A 21,369-nucleotide genomic window follows, 5' to 3' on the forward strand; every position below is an offset into this window, starting at 1 on the left:
TGAAACTACTTACTTATGGTAATCCTCTCGGAGGCGATTGGAAAGCCATTTTGCCTAATTCGAGCCATTTTCTTGAGAAAATCAGACTAGTTACACATCATGCCAAGCAGCAAACGGAGCCCTATCTCCATGCAGCCGCCATTTGGCCTCTTCTTGACCGAATCTTAAAGCTGGGAATCTGGACTTTGGACCTTTACCCGCGGCCCTTGCCGGCGGGAAGAGGCAGGCTTTGGGCGCTCATAAAGACCAGTGGAAAAAAGGGTGCGCCGATAGGCCTCAATTGTTTCCTTAACCATCTTTTCCATATCGAACAGGTTAAGGATCTTGTTGCGCGCACTTTCACCAATCTCCCGAGCTGGCAGTTGATCGGAAAACACCTGTATCAACAGCGTGCTGAGTGAGTGAACATCGGCCGGGCGAACCAGAAATCCATCGCGACCATCTTCGACGATGGTACCCATGGGACTGACCTCAGAACCAATGATGACTTTCTTTTGGGCCATGGCTTCCAGCAGGCTTGGTTCAAATCCCGAGGTGCGGGAACTGATATTTACAAATACATCGGCCAAAGCAATGTAGTCAGGCAGGGCCGTATTAGGAATCGCGCCAGTGAAAATAACTTTGCTTCCCAGGGCTAGGCACAACATTTCGTACTCGATATCCTTTTTCAAAGGGCCGTGGCCGACAATAATGAGTCGACTTGAAGGTTTCTTGACTGCGACTTTTTCAAAGGCCCTCAGCAAATTTCGCATCTCCCCGATTTCGGTCATATCCGTAATAGTCACCACCGTGTGGGCATTTCCGGGGAGGCCCAACTTTTTTCTCAACTCGTCCGACTTTTCCCGAGGTGACAAATCTGTTATTTCGATGCCGTAGGGAACCCGATAGGTCCTCATTTCGGGATACAAATAGTATCGCTCCAGGGCAATGGATTGCTGAGGGCTAGTGACAAAGACAGCGTCCGCCGTATTCAGCAGAGGACGATCCTGACCATAATAGCTCACCAGATATTTGGATCCGACAAGCACCGCAGTTCGCAAGACTGAGGTCACTGTTTCCTGAGCCAAGCCCATAAGAGCAAACAGCTCTGCCATATGGGTGGCGTCCACGTCATAGGCCATGGCCACCTTGAGTTGTTTGCGTTTTTTGCCAATCAAATACCCACTGCGATCAATGCTGTGAACAATGTGAAAAGGTCGTTCATGGTGGAGAGAAATAAACTTATTGCGCACCAATTCTGGAAACTGGTCGAGAGTGTGATATGTCCCTTCACCCAAGAAGAATGCCATCACATCATCCTGCAGGATCTCCTTTTTGCCCTGGGGATTTTTCCAGGACAGCACGGTCACTTTATGGCCGCTTTCAGCGAGGCGTCGAGCAATGGGCCAAAGAAAGCCATGATCGGCAGCGCGCCCCAAAATCGGGAATTTCCGTGAGACAAGGCAAATATTGAGTTTTTCCGGCAGAGGAAGTTTAGGCATTAAATTTTGGACACCCTGTAAAAAAGAAACCTATTGAGTGCTAGTATGCCACTAGCCTGGACAGATCGCAATTCGATCCGCAGAATGAAAACCAATCTCTTGAATACGACCTAGGTCAACTCAGTTGAAAGGGCTTCCATTGGCAGAATCACCGCTCATTCGTTTTCAGGGTCTGGCAAAAAATTTTGGCGGCCACAGAGTCCTGGATGGATTGTGCCTGGAGTTTGAACCCCATCTCATATACTCCCTGATTGGCGAAAGTGGCTGTGGGAAGACGACCTGTCTTCGCCTGATGAATGGCTTGGAGCGACCAACCGAGGGGCAAGTTTTTTACCGAGGAAAGGAACTGGACTATTCTTGCATTGTGGAGGTCCGCCGACAAATGGGTTATGCCATTCAGGGTAGTGCTTTGTTTCCCCATTATAATAGTCTGGACAACATTTCTCTCGTTGCTCGTCAGGCCGGTTGGGAAAAAAGGAGAATTCTGCGAAGAGCGGAAGAAGTGTTTGACCTGGTTCAGTTGGAGCCAAAAGAGTTTTTGTCCAAGCGCCCCAGGGAGATGAGTGGCGGACAACAGCAGCGGGTGAGTTTGGCCAGGGCCATTTTCATGGAACCTGATGTGCTGTTGATGGATGAGCCATTTGGCGCTCTCGACCCCATTACCCGTCGCGAGATCCAGGACGAGGTTTTGCGCCTGCAAAAACGCCTGGGACTGACAATCATCTTGGTGACCCATGATTTAAATGAAGCCTTCAAAATGAGTGACCAGCTGATTTTGTTGAACGCCGGGAGGGTGGAGCAGTCTGGTCGCCCCAATACGCTACTGCTCAAACCAAGTTCAGTATATGTGGAAGAGTTTCTTCACTCCCGCTCGGCCGGCCAACTGCTTGAGGATATTCTTGTTTACTCCGTCATGAATCCCGACCCATGGAAGGTCATTGAGCGAGGCAGGGGAGATTGGCAGCTTTGGAGGGGAGATGAGGAGATTGCCAGCTTTTCGTCCTGGCAGAATCTCTTGGCTAAGTTGAGATCAGAGAAAGTTCAGTGGCTTTTTAAGGTCACCGAGATGGGTGGCTTTCTTGCCTTATGTGCTCCTAGTGAGGGTGAAGCCCCCCAATGGCTGTCTCAGATAACCACCATTAACGAGAGGGATCATTTACTCAATGGACTGAAGCTCATGTTCCGTTCCCAACACGCGGTTTTACCGGTGGTGAGTGACGAAGGGACTTTAAAGGGGAGCATGAGTGAGGAGGCCATTCATGCACTGTAAATGGCTGACCACACTGGTTCTTATGATGGTTCTCCAATCTCAGGCGGCCATGGGTTCCGATGTGATTCGTATTGGCTCAAAGAGATTTACTGAAAATTACATTCTCGCGGAGATTATGGCTCAGGTTCTGGAGGACAAAGGCTTCAAAGTGAAGAGAATGAGCGGATTGGGTGGCACTATGATTGCCTACTCAGCACTTCAGGCAGGTGAAATCGATGTTTATCCTGAATACACGGGCACCATTGTGCAAGCTATTCTTAAACGGACGGAGAACTTGGCTTGGAACGATCTCCGAGATCAGCTAGATAAAACCCAAGGGCTCCTTTTGCTTAAACCTTTTGGTTTTAACAACACCTATGCATTGGCTTTGCGAGGAAATCATCCCCATGAGGGAGATTTTAACAAGATCAGCGACTTGAGTGCTCACCAAGACCTGAAAGCAGTTTTCAGTCACGAATTTATCAAGCGTTCTGATGGTTGGAGAGCACTGGAGAAGGTTTACTCACTGAGAATGGAAGTCAATGGTTTGGAGCACAACCTGGCTTATGATGCGCTGGCGGCAGGTCATGCAGACGTAATGGACGTCTACACCACGGATGCTAAGATCGAGAAGGCCGGCCTCAAGGTTCTGGAGGATGACAAAAGTTTTTTTCCCCTCTATTTGGCCGCGCCTCTGGCGCGAAAGGGTTTGCCTGAGGGAGTTCGCCTCACACTTGAATCACTGGGAGGTCTAGTTGACGAGTCCACCATGATCAAGCTCAACGCTCAGGCGGAATTGGGCCATTTGTCGTTTGCCGAAATTGCTCAGCAGTTTTTGATGGAAAAAGGCCTTATTAGGGAGAGTCGGCAGGTTTCCGGCCGGTGGGACCTCGCTCTGCTGATGAGAAGAACTGGGCGCCATTTGAGTTTGACCTTTCTGGCCATGTTTCTTGCCGCGTTTGTGTCCATTCCGTTGGGGGTGTTATTGTTTCGCCTACCTTCGCTTTGGGCTCGCCCGGTGTTGGTGGGAGCTGGGCTGTTACAAACGATTCCTTCAATTGCCCTTTTGGCTTTCATGATTCCCATATTTGGAATAGGGGTAAAGCCGGCAGTTATTGGACTATTTCTCTACAGTTTATTACCGATTCTAAGAAATACTTATTCGGCCCTTTCCTCCATCAATCCCCAATTGCGTCTCGTGGCGCGAGGAATTGGTCTTTATCCCTTAGAAATTCTCCGTCTCGTCGAAATGCCTCTTGCTTTGCCGGTGATCCTAACGGGCTTGAGAACTGCAGCCGTTATCAACGTGGGGACCGCAACTCTTGCAGCATTTATTGGCGCCGGAGGCCTTGGTGAGCCGATCGTCACGGGATTGGCTTTGAACGACCCAGGAGTTATCCTTCAGGGAGCCATACCTGCAGCCCTGTTGGCTGTAGCTGTTGAGTTGTTCTTTGATATTCTGGAGAAGCTCACCAATCAAAAATATGGTCAAATCGAGGCAGGACCTGTCGCCAAATAGAGTCGACTCAAGACATTGACCGCATGATCCGTCATTTCATGAGAAGTTCTCAGGAGGTTTTCATGTAGACGCTGGCGCATGACCTGGTTGTCCATCACCAATTCCAATTGTGCCGTCATTTCGGAAAATGGCCGGGAGCACACGCAGGCTGAGTGTTCGTGATCCCAAGTGTAGGAATCATAGGTCGCCTGGGCTGTATTCATGACAATGGGCCTGGCGTAGGTGTGCCCGGCTTGAAGAGCCAGAGACGTTTGGAAAGACTCCAACTTTAGGGAGGCCGTTAATAGAACATCGGCCTCCTTAATCAAATCGGTAATCTGCATCACCTCAACTGGGCCAGTAAAGAACAAGCGATCAACTATTCCATGGGCTCCAAGTTGATTCCACCACTCACGGGCTTTTTTAAAGCCGAGATCATCCATTTGACCACCAATGACGAAATGCCAGTGGGGACGAGTGGGTAAGACCTGAATCGCCAACCTCAATGGTAGTTCTGGGTCTTCATGTTCAGTGAGTGGGCCGGGTACGAAGACATAAGGATTGAAGTCAGAGGGCAGAAGCCTTTCCGTAAAGGCAAAGGGTCGACGCCCGTCGAACAGGCGAAGGGTTTCGACCCAGGGTTGGCGTCCCGGCTGTGAGGTCAGGCGATGCCTTTGGTTCTCGTTGGCGACGGTAACTGCATCAAGAGCGGCTGACTGGAAGACCCACCCCCTCTCCGGCAATCGCCAAAAGGAAGCAATGACCTTCGGGCGAGGCAACATGGGAAAAGCACCTGGGGTCATGGGCAAGCTGTACCATAGGGAGCTGGGGCGGGGTGGAGGCAGAAGATGTAAAACCTCAGGTCGCCATTGTAGCCAAAGCGGAAACAGTCGAGGCATTTCCAGCAGGGACCAACGCTTGAAGATTTGCAGCACTTCAACTCGGTTATGGAACTGGGGAAAGTCCTGGTAAGGGTGGGGACCAGTGAGAATCTTAACCTCATGTTGACTCTCGGCCAGGGTATTCGCCAGGCGCCATCCGAGCAGGCTCTCCGGTTCAGGCGAGGGGGGAAGGTTAGGAGTGACCAGTAAGACTCGTGCCATGATCGCCTTAGCTTCCTTTGCTATTCGAGTGCTTCGCGAATTCTGGGTAAGACGGCTCGATTGGCTTCTGGCAATTCCAACTTAGGCAACTCGCTTAGGGAGATCCAGCGCAGGTCTTGATGGTGGATGGGTTTTGGTTCGCCACGCCAGTAACAGACTTCAAAAAACATCAGCAGAATATTCGTTTCCCCATAACGATGGCTGGAAACAAATTTGAGGTCGCCGACATCTGCTTCAATTCCCAACTCCTCCGAAAGCTCTCGCCGCAACGCTTTGATGGGATCTTCTCCAGGCTCGACTTTTCCACCAGGGAACTCCCAAACTCCAGCCATGCTGGCTCCGGTTGGTCTCAACCCTACGAGAAGATCTCCATTTTTGCGAATGAGCCCGGTGACTACCGGTATCCAGGTCGGGCGTTTCTTTTTTATGGCCACCGGTTAACTCTTCAGGCCAGGGCTGAGAGCAGCCTGCTCAGCCACATCTCTAAAAAAGAACGGACCACTAAAAATCAGTGAGGAATAAACCTGAACTAAGTTTGCTCCCATTTTGAGTCTCTCAAAAACATCTGCCGGACTCATGACTCCACCAGAAGACACGATCAACTTGCCTTCCCTTCTGTCGCCAAGATAATTGACAGTTTGGGAAAGCATTTCCTTTGATCTCTTGGCCAAGGGAAGACCAGATACCCCTCCATCAGAGGGAAAGTGAAGACCTTCGCGCATGCCTAGGCTGGTGTTAGTCAAAATCCAGCCATCGATGTTGTGGTTTAGGGAAATTTCCAAAACCTTATTCAGCTCCTCGATCGTGATATCGGGGCTGATTTTTAATAGCAGTGGCGTTCCCTGGTCCGATGAGCGCGAGCCAAGAATCTCCTGATTAGCGCGGACCAGTGGTTCGAGAAATTTATTCAGATTATCAGGCTCCAGAAGCTCCCGAAGGCCCTCTGTGTTGGGGCTGCTAATGTTAATCACAAAAGCGTCAGCAAGGCCCGCAAGATGCTTCATGCAGTTGACATAGTCATCGGAAGCCCGATCCAAGGGAGTGGCCTTGTTTTTCCCAATATTAACGAAAATTGGTGTGAAGTGAGGCTGATAGAGAGACTTCAGTTGGCGCACGACATGTTCAACCCCGCGACTGGGAAATCCCATTTTGTTCCAGACGGCCTGCGCCCCTTTGTTTCGGTCCATCACTTTGCCACTGTGACCCTCTTGGGGCTTGGGCGTGACAGTGCCAACCTCAATAAAGCCAGCTCCCAGCGCCCACCAGCCGTCAATGCAATCGGCATTTTTGTCCACGCCTCCGGCAATGCCCAGTGGGTTGGTAAACTCCAGATCCCGCCATGCAAAAGGAGACCAGGTCAGCGTTTGCAGTGGTTTCATGCGACCGTAGGCCCTAAGAAACATAGGGCCTAGATTGTGAGCCGTTTGTGGAGGGATCCAAAGCCAGGGCTTGAGTTTTTCTACCAAGCCTGCCCCCTCAACAACATTGCCTTTTCAAGTCTCTGCAGTGAAACCGCCATTGCTGATACCCGCATATCTTGTTTGTTCTTGTCGGCAAAGTCCCACACCCGATCAAAGGAGCGGTACATGATTGTCCTCAGCTTACTGCGTACTTCTTCTTCTGACCAGAATAACCAGACAATATCTTGGACCCATTCAAAATAACTGACCACAACCCCCCCACCGTTGGCGAGAATGTCGGGTACGACCAAGCATCCCTTTTTGTGAAGTTCGATGCTGGCACCGGCAGTCACTGGACCATTGGCACCCTCGACGATAATCCGGGCTTTGATTTTATCGACGTTTTCGAGTGTGATCACTCCATCAAGGGCGCAGGGGGCCAGTACGTCGACATCCAGTTCCAGCAGCGTATCGTTGGAGATGGGTTCGGCTTCTGGAAAGCCCTTTATGAAGGATTTTTCCTTGGTGTAGCGAACCAAATCGCCAATGTTGATTCCATTGGGATTATAGAGGGCTCCGGAGACGTCACTGACGGCCACCACTTTTGCACCAACCGCATAGGCCTCAATCGCCGCATGCATCCCCACTTTACCAAAACCTTGAATAGCCACTGTACATTCAGAAAGCTTTCTTCCCTGGGTCTCAAGAGCCTTTTCGATGATGTAAACGACGCCCAAGCCAGTGGCGGAATCGCGACCTTGAGAACCACCAATTTCAACAGGTTTGCCAGTGACCACACCAGTCTGGGCATAGCCCATTTCCATGGAATAGGTGTCCAGCATCCAGGCCATGGTTTGCGAATCAGTTCCCACATCTGGTGCCGGAATATCCTTGTCAGGCCCGATGATGCCACTGATCTCAGTCGTGAATCGACGGGTCAGACTTTCGGCTTCGGATTTTGACAGGGCATGGGGATCCACTTGGATTCCCCCTTTGGCTCCACCTAGGGGTAGACCCAAAAGTGAATTTTTGAAGGTCATCAGAGCTGCAAGCCCCGCCACCTCACTGAGGGTGACAGAGGGGTGGTAGCGTAAGCCACCCTTGAAGGGGCCAAGCGTTTGGTTGTGTTGCACGCGATAGCCGGAAAAGATCTGGACATGTCCGTCATCCATTTTGACGGGAACACCAACGATCAGGGCTCTTCTCGGCGCTTTGAGGCGTTCGTGGACGTTTTGGTTGAGTTTAATCAGTTCAGCGGAATTATTGAGGATCTCCAGTACGTTGCGGTAGAGTGATCCGTCCGTTAAGCCTTCCATTTATTAGTTCTCCTCAGACATCTGTAGCGGAAGTTCATGAATCCTTAATTAACCCCCGAATCTGCACCTGTTGTTCAGGAGTGACAATCAAAATCTTTTCACTTTGTTAACCACATAACTAGCAAAGTTTGCCTGGAAAAGGGCCTCTCGACGCGGCCCACTAGACTTCTCCACAAAGGTGACTCTTGGGGCGATTGTGATATCTCTTTTTGCCTATGAACGTCACAAGTGTCGAAGCGAATCAGCTCAAGCCCGCCCGGGAAAAAATTCTTGCTCATCTTGATCAGCTCAATGGTCGTCAAATCATTGTGGTTGGTGATTTGGGTTTGGACCAGTACGTAATGGGTGATGTTCGCCGCATAAGTCCAGAGGCCCCAGTTCCCGTCTTAGAAGTGAACCAAGAGGACCGGCGGTTGGGCTTGGCAACCAACGTTGCCCAAAATATTGCCAGCCTAGGTGGGATTCCGCTACTGGTGGGAGTTGTGGGTGCTGATCCGGCCTGCGAGGACCTGAAGAAGCTCCTGTTGGAAGCACGGGTTCCGGTTGACCATTTGATTGTGGATAAGGATCGCCCCACTACCCGTAAACTACGGGTGATGTCTGGCCACCACCACCTGGTGCGGGTCGACTATGAGCACCGTCGTTTCTTGTCCCGAGAAGTGGAAGATCAACTGTTGGCAAAGGTAGCCTCCTTGCTGCCGGGCGCCCAGGGCGTTGTTTTAGAAGACTATGCCAAAGGCGTGGTCAGCGAACGCTGTGTTCAGGAGATCGTGAAGCTCTGTCAGCAGGAGGGTAAGCCTCTGTTGGTGGATCCAAATCGACAAACTCCGGCCGAGTATTATCGTGGGGCCACATTGATGACGCCCAACCGAGACGAGGCCTATGATCTTTCAGGTTTGGAATTTGATGACCTTCGTGATCGTCCTGATTCCCTGTTTGCGGTGGGTGGCGCCTTAGTTAAGAACCTGGGGCTTAAGAACTTAGTAATCACTGAAGGGAAGAAGGGCATGAGTCTGTTCGAAGGGGAAAGAGTCACCCAGCTTCCCACTTACGCCAGGCAGGTTTTCGACGTGACAGGGGCGGGTGACACAGTGATTGCCGCTCTGGCTCTGGCTTGGCTATCTGGTTTTAGTCTTTCAGAATCCTGTATTCTGGCCAACTTTGCGGCCGGGGTTGTGGTCGGCAAGGTGGGTTGTGTGCCCTGTAGCCAGGAGGAGCTGGTCGATTACATAAAAGAGCTTCATCCAGAGGCTTAGAATAAGCATAAGTATCTAACAATAGGCTTCTTTTTATAGATATGAAATTTGCGGGGAAGAGGTGTTTTTCACCCCAAGATGTGATATTTCAATAGCTTCGCGCTACGCGTTAAAGTGAGAGTATGGAGAAGTTGAAATTTTATGGGCTGACTCAGCCCGAACTAGAGCAATACCTGGTTGGCTGTGGAAAGCAAAAGTTCCGCGCTCAACAGCTATTTCGTTGGGTTTATGGCCTGAGGGTTTTGGACTTTGACAAGATGACCAATCTGTCAAAGGCCTTTCGCCAGGAAGTTCCGGAGCTATTGGATTTCACTTTGCCTGAACTCATCAAGGAATGGGTGAGTGAAGACGGTACTCGCAAATATCTGTTCGATATGGGTCAGGGGCGATCCGTCGAGGCCGTGTTGATTCCCTCCAAAGGTCGGCTGACTTTGTGTGTATCCACTGAAGTGGGATGCAATATGGCTTGTCGGTTTTGCTTTACAGGCAAACAAAAACTGGTGCGTCGTCTGGAGACCTGGGAAGTGGTTGGGCAGTTTGTTCAGGTGTCGGACAGTCTGCCAGAGGGAACTCGCATCACCAATGTGGTGTTTATGGGAATGGGTGAGCCCTTAGATAACCCCGATGCGGTTTTTAGAGCGGTTGAGATTTGGCACAACCCATGGGGTTATAACTTCTCTCGAAGGAAGGTGACGGTTTCCACTTCAGGATTAATTCCCCAGATTCCCTTGGTGACGGCGAGTGGGACCCGTTTGGCCGTGAGTCTTAACGCTACCACCGATGAAGTTCGCAATCAGATCATGCCGATCAATCGCAAGTGGCCCCTGCGAGATCTGCTGGAGGCCTGCCGAAAGCATGCGCGTGAGGCGAAGGACAAGGTGACTCTGGAGTATGTACTTCTCAAGGGGATCACCGATTCCATTGAGGATGCGCGGCGGCTATACAAAATCACCAAGGATGTTCCTTGCAAGATTAATATAATTCCGTTTAATGAACATCCGGACTCAGGATTTGAACGCCCCGATGATTCAACAGTTGATGCCTTTCAGGATGAGCTGATGAGATTGGGCATTCACGTCTTACGCCGCAAGACCATGGGGCGAGATATTTACGCAGCCTGTGGTCAGCTGACGACTGCGTACAAAAATCATCCGCAGCAGCCACCGCCGCTGTAGGGCTACAAGAAGGGGGAGGAGAGTGGATATGTCAGAAATCTTAGTCGTGGGTAGCGTTGCCTATGACACAATTTCCACACCAGAAGGCCGAGCTGAGAACACCTTGGGCGGATCAGCCAATTACTTTTCTTTGGCCGCGTCTTTGTACACTCAGATCAATGTCGTGGGTGTGGTTGGGGATGACTACCGCAAAGAGGATTTCGACTTGTTCCAAAAACGGCCGGTGAACTTGCAGGGCTTGCAGCAGGTTCCGGGTAAGACTTTTCATTGGGAAGGTCGCTATGAAGGCGACATGAACGAAGCGATTACATTGGACACCCAGCTCAATGTCTTCGCCAACTTCAATCCTAGTTTGCCTGACACCTACAAGAACTCTCACTTTGTGTTCCTGGCAAACATCGATCCCGAGCTACAGCTCAAGGTTTTGGATCAGGTGGACAAGCCCAAGTTTGTTGGCTCAGACACCATGAACTTCTGGATCGATTCCTCCCCTGAAAACTTGAAGAAGGTTTTGCGCCGGGTGGATCTGCTTTTGATTAATGAAAAAGAAGCTCAACAACTCACTGGCAACCGCAACACGATTCAAGCCGCCCGCGAGATTACGGGCATGGGCCCTCGGGGTGTGGTGATCAAGCGTGGTGAGTATGGCTTTGTTCTTTATGCCGATGAGCAGTTTTTCATTCTTCCAGCCTTCCCAGTTCCTCACGTGGTGGACCCAACGGGAGCGGGCGACACCTTTGCTGGCGGCTTTTTTGGTTACCTGGCCAAGCTTGATTCCGGCTGGAGTTTGCAGCACCTGAAACAGGCCTGTATCCACGGTTGCATCATGGCCAGTTTCACTGTTGAAGGCTTTGGTGTAGACGCATTACGTCATCTTGATTGGCCCATGGTCGAGAAACGACTGGCCGATTACTACGCCGTGATCTCTCACCGCTAGAAAAATCCTAAAAAATGGGCCCAAGGTCTAGATTAATGCTCTAGAAGTGGCCCATTTTGACCTATTTTCGCGCTTTTCCATTCATCGAATTTCCTGATTTTCCGATAGGTTATGCGGATGAATGCGAAAAAAGGAAAAGACATAGCAACCAGCATGATCTTGGATGATCTCCTTGATGATGAGGAAACAGCTGAACCTCCTCATCAGAAAAGGAAATCATCTGCAGATCATCATGGCCCTGAGGGAATAGAATCTTCTGGTGGATCAATTCACCTGGATGATGATTCCTCGCCATTTTTCGGGTCGGAAGACTCGGAGGGGGATGGTGCGCCCAGTGGATTGAGCATTCGTGATGTTGGTTCGAGTGATGACGACGGAAGCATCAAGGGCTTTTTTGATTCAGGGCTTAAGCCGGCTGCTAGTGATGAAACCTTGCCTCCTCAATCGGCAGGGTCAGGCAAGGGCAGTCGAAAGAGGGAAGAGCACACCACCACCAAGGCCAGCGATCAAACTCTGCGTTTGAGTGAATCCAAGATTCTTCCCACTAAGGAAGTTCCTCTTACGGCAACGGGAGAGAAGGCCACTCAGTCGAGCACCTTTGTGCTACCCGAGAGATCCGACCAGGCAGAGACCAAGCGGCCAGCCAAGCAATCAGCCTTTGGTGCCGCCGTGGACAATGTTCGTCAGTCTGTCGGTCGCTTTGCCCCAGTCAGAAGTGGAGGCGTCATCGGCCCGGCTGAAGCTTCTCTTGCTCAGAGTGAAAACCTGCGCATTGCTCAGCAAAGAATTTTGGAACTTGAAAAGGTGATCGAGCGGCTAAGAGGCGAAAACGAAAAGCTTGTTACCGCCGGTGAGATGATACGCAAAAAGGCAGACGAGCTGTTAGCTAAGAGCGAGACCATGGAGGGGAAGTACAACCTCGATGTTTCTTCTCTTAACGAGGAAAAGGACATTCTTAAAAAATCCATTTCTGCCAAGGATAACGAAATCGACAAGCTCAAAACCCAGCTTGACGAGATGGAGTTACGCCTTAATACCACTCTTCAGAAAATACGTGTTCGCGAGCGCGAGTTGGAGAACCGGCTTGAACTGGTGAAGATGGAAAGCTCAGCATTGGTCAGGAACAAGGATGAGATCATTCTTGAGCTCAAGAGGCAAATGGATCAGGTCACTTTGGAGCTGGACAACTACCGGCACAAGGGACAGGAGCTCAACAAGCAGCTGAACGACAAACAGGAAATGCTCAAGAGAACAGTCAAGGCACTGCGAATTGCCCTGACCATGCTCGAGGGAGCAGACGAAGGCAACGTGAAGAAGGCGAAGTAATTTGGCAAATACCTGGTTAGTACTCTCAGATCAACTTCCTGGACAGCTTGACTGGATCAAGCACCTGAAGTCCTGCGGGTGCACAGTTGTTCGTCGTGACACTGCGGATGAAGTTGAAGCTCAGTTGTCCAGTGGAGTCGTTGGGGGAGTCCTCTACCATGGGGCTTCAGGTACAGAGCTGTGGAAGGCCGTGGAGGCCCTCCGCAAGAGTCATCCTCTTTGTCCAGTTATTTATTCTTTGGAGGAAAAGGATCCGGCCTTCGGCAAGGTTACCCAGGATGAGCTTCATGTGGTCGTCGGTAAAGGATTAAGCATGGAAGAGCGAAAGCAATTGGCCAAAAACCTCTTGCGTGTCGGCTCCCTCCATCGCCGTCTGCGCGAATTGGAGCAGGAATCAAAGAGCCGAAATGATGACGGTAGCCCCTTGGCGATGTTTGAAAATCTTGAGGTTAATTACATTATTGATCGTCTACTCCTTCACTTTGGCCCCATTGTGCCGGCAAAGAATATTCATTGGTTGGAAGCCAAAGAAGCCAACAGGCTATTGGATATTGATGAGCAAGAATTCCGGATGGAACTTCAGCATCGGTTCCTGGCGACGCCCTTAATGAGATCATACAAAGAAACTGCTGGGCACGAAATCCAGGCGGCACTCAAGTCCCTGCCTTGGGGTAAGGCACGGCTCGAAGAGGTCAAAGACTATTGTGTGTGGCGGGTAAAGGGCAGTCGCATGGGATTGATCCCTATTCTCAAGTCCCAGGGTGGTGAGTTGTTCGGCTACTTTCTGCTTGAGGGAGTGGATACCAGCGATTTGGAGTTTGTGGCTCAGCAGTTAACCAAGTCTGTAAACCTCGTACTTCCAGTGCTGGAACTTGGTTTCCGCTGTTGGGAAGCAGAGAATAAGGGATTTGTGGATATTCTGACCCCTCTCTACAACCAAAGGTTTTTGCCAGTGGTGTTGGACAATGAAATCAGTCGCTGTCAAAGACACGGGGGAGAATTTACAGTTCTTTTCTTGGACATTGATTATTTCAAATCCGTCAACGATACTCGCGGTCACTGGATCGGTTCCCGTTTGATCACTCAGTTGGGTGGTGTTGTTTCTGATAACATCCGAACTTGTGACTTTGGCTTCCGTTATGGAGGCGATGAGTTCGTGGTGGTCTTAGTCGGCACGGGTGCAGTGAATGGTAAACTCGTCGCCGAACGGATTCGCAAGAAGATTGAGAACCTGGTCTTCCAAGTCGAGGATCAGGAAGTCAAACTAACGGTGAGTATTGGTGTGGCTACCTATCCGGACCACGCCACGTCGAAAGATGAACTCATTAAGATGGCCGATCAAGCGATGTATTCGGGTAAGAACAAAAGTCGTAACGTAGTGTATATTGCGAGCTAATGAAAAAGATAAAACTTGTCGTCAGTGATTTACATCTCGGAGTAGGACGGACTCTGGAGAATGGCCAGATGAACTCTTTGGAGGAGTTCTATTATGACGAGAAGTTTGTAGAGTTTCTTCATTTTTATACCACGGGGAAATATGCTGATTATGAAGTTGAGCTGGTTCTCAATGGAGACATCTTTAACTTTCTTCAGGTCGACTATCGTGGTCACTACCTAACGGTCATTACTGAGGCCGTGACTCTCGACAAGGTGAAAAAGATCGTCAAAGGTCACCATCTGTTTTTTCAGGCGATCCGGGATTTTGTGAAGAAGGAAGGCAACGTGGTCACCTACGTGGTGGGCAATCACGACCAGGGAATGTTGTGGCCGGGCGTTCGCGCTTGGTTGAACGAAACCCTCGGCACGACCATTCGTTTTAAGAATATCGTTTACTATTTTGATGGCGTCCACATTGAGCATGGTCACATGCATGAAGCCGCCAATCGTCTTAATCCGCGCAAGTTCTTTTTGAAGCGCAATCTGCCAGAGCCAGTGCTTAATTTACCTTTTGGCTCACACTTTTTTGTCGAATATGTGCTGCAGATTAAACACAGCTATCCCCATGTGGATAAGATCCGCCCTGTTGATCGAATGATGCGATGGGCGATCTTCAACGAGTTTTGGCCGACGGTGAAAGCCAGCATCACTCTAATCTTCTATTTCTTGAAGGCAATCATTACTCACGATCCCCGGCGCAACTTTCCCTTCAAGCGGATTCTACGTGTGGCGCTGGAAAGGGCCATATTTCCGGACCTCAGTGAATCGGCCCGCCGCGTTCTTTTGGATGAGCGCGTCCATACCGTCATTTTTGGTCACACCCATGTCTATCAGTACAGGCAGTGGGGCGAGGACATGGAATACTTTAATACAGGAACATGGACAGAGCTCACCTCTCTTGATATTGCCTCTTTAGGCAAGATCACTAAGCTGACCTACGTTCTTCTGGAGTACCCAGAGGATGCGGAACGGCCTCGTGGTCGCCTCAAAGAATGGCACGGATATCATCGAATCGAAGAGGATGTGGCGGTTTCTTAATGATCAAAATTGACAATTTGTTTCCTAAGGTGGACCAGAACCAGTTGCAATTAGCTGGGCAGGGTCTTGAAGCTCTCATGTCTCGCAAGGATTTGGGGTTTACTCAACTCCTCGACAGACCAAACCTATGGGAGAGTGCTCGCAACAGGGCCCAGGAGCTGCGAGAATCGGGTGTCAGGCGTGTTGCCCTTCTTGGAATGGGTGGGAGCAGTCTGGGCCCCAAGACTCTTTGGGAGTCATTTGGTTGCTGGCAGGGTGAGCTTGATGAGTTTCACTTTTTCGACAACTTGGACTCAGTCAGCTTCTTCCGTCGCTTGGAACAGCTGGGCGATCCCACTCAGGTCCATTTTATTTTGATTTCCAAATCTGGGACGACCTTAGAGACACTGTCCATGGCTGACTATGTTGATCAGCATCTGAGGCAAAAGGGCAGTTCTCTGGCTGCTCAGTGCACGACGATTTCAGAACTTCGCTCCAACCCACTTTCCGATTGGGCCAGAGCCAACCAGGTTTCATTGCTTGAGATTCCCGAAGATGTGGGAGGCCGATACTCAGTTCTGACTCCCGTAGGTCTTTTGCCGGCAGCACTCATGGGATGTTCCTTGGATGAGATCCGTGACGGAATGAAGAGTGTTTTGGATCAACATCAGATACTTACTCAAATCATTGCTGCGGGCCTGGCGAGTATTCAGAGAGGCGATCAGGCTTTGTATTTTTGGCCCTACGCTCAGGGTCTTGAGACCTTTGGCTTTTGGTTCCAACAACTGTGGGCCGAGTCTTTGGGGAAAAAATTGGATCGGCAGGGAAAGCCAGCTCCAACTGTTCCAGTTCCCATTCCTTCCTTAGCTCCGCGCGACCAGCACTCCACTCTTCAGCAAGTGGTGGAAGGTCATCAACCCAGGTGGGTTTGGCTCCTACGGGACTCTTTACCTGTTGAGACGGGGCCTGAACTAGATCAATCTAGTTTTGCCGGCGGTTCCTTGCGCGAGAAGAAGAAAATGTCGGATCTCGTAGCGGCTCAAGCTGATGCAACCGAGGGGGTACTCACCCAAGAGGGTATCCCAACCCTGGCATTAAGCCTTCCTGGACTTAAGCCGAAAACTATTGGGGGTCTATTCCTTGCGGCCGAACTCGTGGTCGGCGGAATGGGCGAAGTTATGGGGATCAATGCGTTTGACCAGCCCGGGGTTGAGTTGGGGAAAAAACTGACCAAAGAGCTGTTATCAAAGGACCGTTGAATCTTCGCGGAAAGCCTTCTAGAATTGGGATGTTATGAGCCAACCGGAAGATGAAGAAGAGAGCACGCTCGATAAGACGAGTGTTGTTCAAAGTGAGACATTTAAAGTGCGATTGGCCCAAGCGGGTCAGGCGCCGCCTTGTATGGTTCTCTTGGTAGGGCCGGCAAGTGCCGTCGGTCGCCAGTGGCCCATTGAAGACACAGATCGCATTCTTGGTCGGGCGGCCACGGCTCATATCTCAGTTGATGATCGCAGTGTCAGTAAATCCCACTGTAAGTTAATTTTGGCCGGTGGTGATGTATCGATCATTGATCTGGAGTCGACCAATAAGACTGTGGTTAACGGCAGGGTATTGACTCCCTTGGTGCCTCAGAAGTTGGCTAGTAACGATCAGATTAAAACCGGCAACGTCATATTTAAGTTTCTGGAACGCGGAAATATTGAGACCGTTTCCACGGGCATGACCTATGAAAAGGCCCACACTGACGCCCTTACCGGCATTGCCAATCGTGGTGGATTGAACACGCGAGGGGTGGAGTCCTTTCGGCGGGCGGAGCTTCTCGGTGTCCCCTTCAGTATCGTTGCTTTTGATATTGATCACTTTAAGCAGGTCAATGATACCCACGGGCATCCTGCTGGGGATTTTGTCCTCAAGGAAATCTCCCGTATTATTCGCGAAAAGCTGATTCGTGAGAACGACTTCTTCGCCCGCTCAGGTGGTGAGGAGTTTTGTTTGATCCTTCTGGGTAGTGGAATCAACCAGGCCCATGAGATCGGTGAACGAATCCGTCATACCATTGAAACTCACCGTTTTGAGTTTGAAGGCAAGCTCATGCCGATCACCATTTCTGTTGGAGTCTCCACCAAGCAGGAGGGGGATCCCTCGTGGGATGAAGTCTACGATCGGGCCGATAAGGCTCTCTATGTCTCTAAGCGGGCCGGCCGTAACCGCGTGAACGTGGGAACCTGACACGAGCTCTCCAATTATATAGATAGGTTGCCTTTTTGCACTGGACCCTCGTCTAGTGGTGGATGTTTGACCCTGTCTAATCAACTGACAGAGTGACACTCTAGAGCCCGCTCTGGGCAAGGGTTTTATGGCCGCCATAAGATTCACCCCGGGTTCAATCTTCAGATCCAATGAAGACTGCTTTGGTCTCATAGGTCACGATGGCTCGTAGCGTTACTTTGACACCACTTGGGTTGGTATCGGTCTTGCTGAAGAGAGTACCTGAGTGCGAGGGCAAGGCCATGGGGGGCCTTGAAGAGGGGAATTTTCGGGGAGTCCACCGAGCTTTTAAGCTCCTGATTTCACTGGATGATCTAGATTCCTTTCCAAAAAAAAATCGAACTGCGTTTTTTTATTAACCCGATTGGCCCTTTGGCTAGTCTTACCGGGGAGTCGAGAGCTTATGAAAGCCGATCTCGAACTTGTAGAAAAAGTAAGGAATGGAAATCGAGCTGCCTTTTCTGAATTGGTGACTCGGCATCAAAGATTGCTTCTGAGGCTGGCACTACGAATGACACGGGATTTGGAAATGGCAGAAGACATTGTGCAAGAGGCCTTCATTAAGGCGTACCAAAACATTGGGCGCTTCGAAGGGCGGGCCTCATTTAGAAGTTGGATTTATCAGATCACTGCCAACACAGCGAAGAACAAATTGCGGGCGCGCAAAAACGACTGTGTGGACATTGATAACATCAATTTGGCCATTCCATCGGGCGCCGAGTGGGCCCTGATGGAAGAAGATGTAAAAGAGGTCATACAAAATGAAATTGATCAGTTGCCGGACCGTCAAAGAACGGCCTTGAATTTGAGGATTTACGAGGACATGAGTTTTAAAGAGATCGCTCAAATCATGAATTGCCCATACGACACGGCGAAAGCCAATTACCGGCATGCACTGATGAAGTTGAGACATCGGATGGAAGAAAACAATATGCTACGCAGTTGGAACGAGCAGGATCGCTCCATGGCCGTGGCTTACAGGGGTAGAATAGCGGAGGTTGAATCATGAACCAAGAGGACGAGATGACCGACTGGCACCCTTCCTGGTGGGTGGACTATATGGAAGGGGAGTTGCAGTGGCCGATGAAAAAGGGGATGGAATGGATGTTCCGGCACAACCCCACTCATCGGGAGATACTGAAGAATTTTATAAAACTCCGGCGAATGGTACGCAAGTCCGACCCCATCGGGGCCATGCCGGAGAATGAGGCCTATTTTAATAAACTCCATGACAAAATTATGAGCGCAGTCGACCAGGCTCAGAATATGGAGATGGAAGAAGGAAAAGAAAAAAGCTCGACAGAAGTACTGGGGATTCGTCGATAAAGCGTGAGATGGGATGAACTGGAAAAGAGAGAATAGGTTTTGAAAGAAAGCGGATTTAGAGTCCGCTTTCTTTTTTGGTACGGACACACTTTTGAGACTAAGGGCGTATTTCCCGGAACCTAGCACTACTTGGAGGATTATGCCCTTAGTCTCAAAAGTGTGTCCATACCAAGCAAGACGACAGTAAAAGCGCTAGAATAGAGAGAGTGAGGGTGGTAGCGAATGAAGCTCCAGCCGCCCAAGCATCCGCCAAGGAGGGAAGATGCGAACATCTCATGGATTGGGTTTGCTCATTGTGATGAGTTTGATCGCACCCCTGACTTCTTTCGGGCAACAGGCTGAAGGAAACTGGCAAGCTGTTGAGGAGAGGGCAGAGCTGACTCCAGTCGGTGACCAATCGGACCGGGAGCCGGCAGCTCTCAAACCCGTCACACCACCGGGTTCATCCGAACAACAACCATTCCTTGCCCGGCCGACGGTGCGAACCGCACCCAAAGATGGTTATATCTTTGATGTTGAGGGAGAGCGGGAGTAGAGTGACCGTCACTTTTTGGTACTGCTGAGCATCCTAAGGTCGCACAAATCTGTGCGACTTTAGGATGCTCGGCAGTACCAAAAAGTGACGGTCACTTAGATATCCGGCGTGACGTTGGTGAGGACCTTTTGATGGTTGATCGTCCACTGGTCCCACACGGCGTCTTCACCGTCCACATCGCCCACGGCTTCGGCCACAAATGTGGTCCATGTTACGTTGCCGAGAGTGATCGGTGGAAAGACCAAGCCATATGGCGATTCTCCGCAGGGTCCACCTTCACAGGCCAAAGCGCCTCCGGTGTGAATACGCGCAGGATTGGCGGCTACTCCAGCACCAGTTCCGGGTCCTTGGTATCCCACTTGGTTGGTGGGACCAACGCCGGTAAAGCCGACGCGAAAATGGAGATTGTCGCTAGGGGCGTATCCTATATTTGCAAAATCACCGAAGTAAATTCCCCACTGCGCATGATAGGTCAATTGAGCTGTGTACATGATGGATAACAGATATCGTGCTTCTTGTTGACGTGCTCTTGCCTGATAGTTTTTGTAACTAGAGACTGCCATTGTGGACAGCGTTCCCCCGATCGCCACCACCAGCATTAGTTCCACCATGGTGAAACCGCCTCTACCTAAAAAGGATTTCTTCTTTATTTTGGCCACGTCCATAACCCCCGTTACGTTGGCCGGTCAGATGCCCCGTAGGTTAATTTTATCCCTATTCAACACTTTAACCCAAATCACTGACCAAAAATTTCGTCATAATCCTAAGGTGATACAATGCGTGCAAAAAATATCGACGTTTTCGCCGAGTCCTGCAATCTAAGAGGGTTTGAGAGTTGTCTGGATTGTCGAACAAATGATCAGCAAAAGATCCTAAAAGCGTTTAGCTGACAAAAACTGAGGGATGCTTCGATCGTACATCAGATCCACCAAACACTTGCCGGTGTTAAAAGCGAGGCCTAAACCATGAGCCGTAAAGCCACCTAAAAAGAAGATCTGTTGGTCATCGGCCTTGGCTCCCACAAAGGGCTGCCCATCCACCGAAAAGCCCATGACCCCAGCCCAGCGGTGGGTGATCTTTTTTCCTTTGAGAATGGGAAAATGCTTTTCGAGGAACTCACCAAGGGCAACTTGAATCTTATCGGTAGTGTGATCCGAATATCCCACTTCGGTTTCTTTCTCCAGCTGCCTGAATCCACCAATGAGAACTCGTCCATCTTTAAGCTGACGAAAGTAATCAAGAACAAAGTGGGCGTAACAGGGGCCTTCCATGAACCTCTCAACTGGTTCGGTGGCCAGGATTTGTCCGCGAGTGGGAAACACCTTGTCGGCAAAATAGGGATCAAGGGATGGCAGGTAGCCATTCAATGCCAGGACAACGACTGAGGCATTAAAGCGTCCTCGGTTAGTCAATACACTGCGGGTCCCATCAGGCCCTTCTTCAATTCTCATGGCTTCTGTGCGCTCGAACACCTGGGCGCCTGAAAGCTGAGCGATCCTTTTGGTTAATCGCAGAGGATGAACTGAGGCATCGGAAAGGTACTTAATGCCACCAATAAAGCCCTCAGCGCCCAATCGCTTGCGGATCTGGTCACCCTGAACGACTTCGACATTTATGCCTCGCTTTTCCATGAGCGAAGCAGTTTCTTGGAGCTCATGAAATTCAACATCGGTCGAGGCGAGCGAAAAGGTCCCTTTATCGTCGAACTCAAGATCATTGCTTCCAGGTATGATGTGCTTTTTTAAAAGCTCCAAATTCACTTCGGAAAAATTCCAGATGGCGTAGGCTGTTTCCTCGCCCCATCTCTCAACCAGGCGATTGAAGTGTTCCACCGAGCCGCAGGTGACAAAGCCAGCGTTGCGGCCAGAAGCCCCTCCGGCAATTTCTGACTTCTCAATAATGGCCACCTTGCAATCAGGGTCCTCTTGTTTAAGCCAAAAGGCAGCCGAGGTACCGGCGATGCCACCACCGACGACAACAACATCGAAATTCTTTTCGGATTCATTGGTGGAATGGTCGAGCCAATAGGAAATGCTCATTTGGAA

The 21,369-nt window shown here is 50.3% G+C and carries 20 protein-coding genes; 13 read left to right on the forward strand and 7 right to left on the reverse strand.

All coding sequences use genetic code 11. The features are described from left to right. Nucleotides 1–164 precede the first annotated feature (164 nt). On the reverse strand, nt 165–1,481 hold the full coding sequence (locus tag H6624_19805) for a glycosyltransferase family 4 protein (protein ID MCB9086596.1): 1,317 nt from the start codon (nt 1,479–1,481) through the stop codon (nt 165–167). A gap of 139 nt (nt 1,482–1,620) precedes the next feature. Between H6624_19805 and H6624_19810 the strand changes: the two genes are divergently transcribed. Both H6624_19810 and H6624_19815 read left to right on the forward strand, forming a co-directional pair. Further along, on the forward strand, nt 1,621–2,751 hold the full coding sequence (locus H6624_19810) for an ABC transporter ATP-binding protein (protein MCB9086597.1): 1,131 nt from the start codon (nt 1,621–1,623) through the stop codon (nt 2,749–2,751). Further along, nucleotides 2,741–4,249 (forward strand): ABC transporter permease subunit, encoded by a 1,509-nt coding sequence (locus tag H6624_19815; protein MCB9086598.1) that lies wholly within the window; start codon nt 2,741–2,743, stop codon nt 4,247–4,249. Before H6624_19810 ends, H6624_19815 begins: the two co-directional genes overlap by 11 nt. Here H6624_19815 and H6624_19820 read toward each other — a convergent pair. The 4 genes from H6624_19820 to H6624_19835 are packed head-to-tail and all read right to left on the reverse strand — an operon-like array spanning nt 4,219 to nt 8,047. After that, complete coding sequence (locus H6624_19820; GenBank protein ID MCB9086599.1) at nt 4,219–5,331, reverse strand: glycosyltransferase family 4 protein; 1,113 nt, start codon at nt 5,329–5,331, stop codon at nt 4,219–4,221. The genes H6624_19815 and H6624_19820 overlap by 31 nt on opposite strands. A 20-nt stretch (nt 5,332–5,351) precedes the next feature. Then, a complete protein-coding gene (locus H6624_19825; protein MCB9086600.1) occupies nt 5,352–5,765 on the reverse strand; it encodes a (deoxy)nucleoside triphosphate pyrophosphohydrolase in 414 nt (137 codons plus the stop codon). Between the two features lie 3 nt (nt 5,766–5,768). Next, complete coding sequence (locus H6624_19830) at nt 5,769–6,797, reverse strand: quinone-dependent dihydroorotate dehydrogenase (protein MCB9086601.1); 1,029 nt, start codon at nt 6,795–6,797, stop codon at nt 5,769–5,771. Further along, complete coding sequence (locus H6624_19835) at nt 6,791–8,047, reverse strand: Glu/Leu/Phe/Val dehydrogenase (GenBank protein ID MCB9086602.1); 1,257 nt, start codon at nt 8,045–8,047, stop codon at nt 6,791–6,793. Before H6624_19835 ends, H6624_19830 begins: the two co-directional genes overlap by 7 nt. Nucleotides 8,048–8,262: 215 nt before the next feature. Here H6624_19835 and rfaE1 point away from each other — a divergent pair, with 215 nt between their 5' ends. From rfaE1 to H6624_19890, 11 genes are all read left to right on the forward strand, one after another. After that, complete coding sequence (rfaE1, locus tag H6624_19840; GenBank protein ID MCB9086603.1) at nt 8,263–9,303, forward strand: D-glycero-beta-D-manno-heptose-7-phosphate kinase; 1,041 nt, start codon at nt 8,263–8,265, stop codon at nt 9,301–9,303. A 122-nt stretch (nt 9,304–9,425) separates the two neighbouring features. Then, nucleotides 9,426–10,478, forward strand: coding sequence for a 23S rRNA (adenine(2503)-C(2))-methyltransferase RlmN (gene rlmN / locus H6624_19845; GenBank protein MCB9086604.1), 1,053 nt, complete (start codon nt 9,426–9,428; stop codon nt 10,476–10,478). Between the two features lie 28 nt (nt 10,479–10,506). Beyond that, nucleotides 10,507–11,415 carry a bifunctional hydroxymethylpyrimidine kinase/phosphomethylpyrimidine kinase gene (locus H6624_19850; protein MCB9086605.1) on the forward strand — a complete coding sequence of 303 codons (909 nt, stop codon included), beginning with the start codon at nt 10,507–10,509 and terminating at the stop codon, nt 11,413–11,415. Nucleotides 11,416–11,532: 117 nt separating this feature from the next. Next, complete coding sequence (locus tag H6624_19855) at nt 11,533–12,741, forward strand: hypothetical protein (GenBank protein MCB9086606.1); 1,209 nt, start codon at nt 11,533–11,535, stop codon at nt 12,739–12,741. Nucleotide 12,742: 1 nt separating this feature from the next. Beyond that, nucleotides 12,743–14,137: a GGDEF domain-containing protein gene (locus H6624_19860; GenBank protein ID MCB9086607.1), complete on the forward strand. Its 1,395-nt coding sequence runs from the start codon at nt 12,743–12,745 to the stop codon at nt 14,135–14,137. Then, on the forward strand, nt 14,137–15,216 hold the full coding sequence (locus tag H6624_19865; GenBank protein MCB9086608.1) for a metallophosphoesterase: 1,080 nt from the start codon (nt 14,137–14,139) through the stop codon (nt 15,214–15,216). Before H6624_19860 ends, H6624_19865 begins: the two co-directional genes overlap by 1 nt. Continuing rightward, a complete protein-coding gene (locus H6624_19870) occupies nt 15,216–16,454 on the forward strand; it encodes a hypothetical protein (GenBank protein MCB9086609.1) in 1,239 nt (412 codons plus the stop codon). The genes H6624_19865 and H6624_19870 overlap by 1 nt, the downstream gene beginning before the upstream one ends. Before the next feature lie 34 nt (nt 16,455–16,488). Further along, nucleotides 16,489–17,424, forward strand: coding sequence for a GGDEF domain-containing protein (locus H6624_19875; protein ID MCB9086610.1), 936 nt, complete (start codon nt 16,489–16,491; stop codon nt 17,422–17,424). 442 nt (nt 17,425–17,866) lie between these two features. Next, a complete protein-coding gene (locus H6624_19880; protein ID MCB9086611.1) occupies nt 17,867–18,472 on the forward strand; it encodes a sigma-70 family RNA polymerase sigma factor in 606 nt (201 codons plus the stop codon). After that, the gene (locus tag H6624_19885; GenBank protein ID MCB9086612.1) at nt 18,469–18,789 is read left to right on the forward strand and encodes a hypothetical protein; all 321 of its coding nucleotides are present in this window, start codon (nt 18,469–18,471) and stop codon (nt 18,787–18,789) included. Before H6624_19880 ends, H6624_19885 begins: the two co-directional genes overlap by 4 nt. Nucleotides 18,790–19,051: 262 nt before the next feature. After that, a complete protein-coding gene (locus tag H6624_19890) occupies nt 19,052–19,324 on the forward strand; it encodes a hypothetical protein (GenBank protein ID MCB9086613.1) in 273 nt (90 codons plus the stop codon). Nucleotides 19,325–19,419: 95 nt separating this feature from the next. Here the strand turns inward: H6624_19890 and H6624_19895 are convergent, their stop codons facing one another. Both H6624_19895 and H6624_19900 read right to left on the reverse strand, forming a co-directional pair. Further along, nucleotides 19,420–19,983, reverse strand: a complete 564-nt coding sequence (locus H6624_19895) for a prepilin-type N-terminal cleavage/methylation domain-containing protein (GenBank protein MCB9086614.1) — start codon at nt 19,981–19,983, stop codon at nt 19,420–19,422. Between the two features lie 213 nt (nt 19,984–20,196). Further along, entirely contained in the window at nt 20,197–21,363 is a 1,167-nt protein-coding gene (locus tag H6624_19900) for an FAD-binding oxidoreductase (GenBank protein MCB9086615.1), read from the reverse strand. Nucleotides 21,364–21,369 lie beyond the last annotated feature (6 nt).

This window comes from Pseudobdellovibrionaceae bacterium (assembly GCA_020635075.1).
GTDB lineage: Bacteria > Bdellovibrionota > Bdellovibrionia > Bdellovibrionales > UBA1609 > JADZEO01.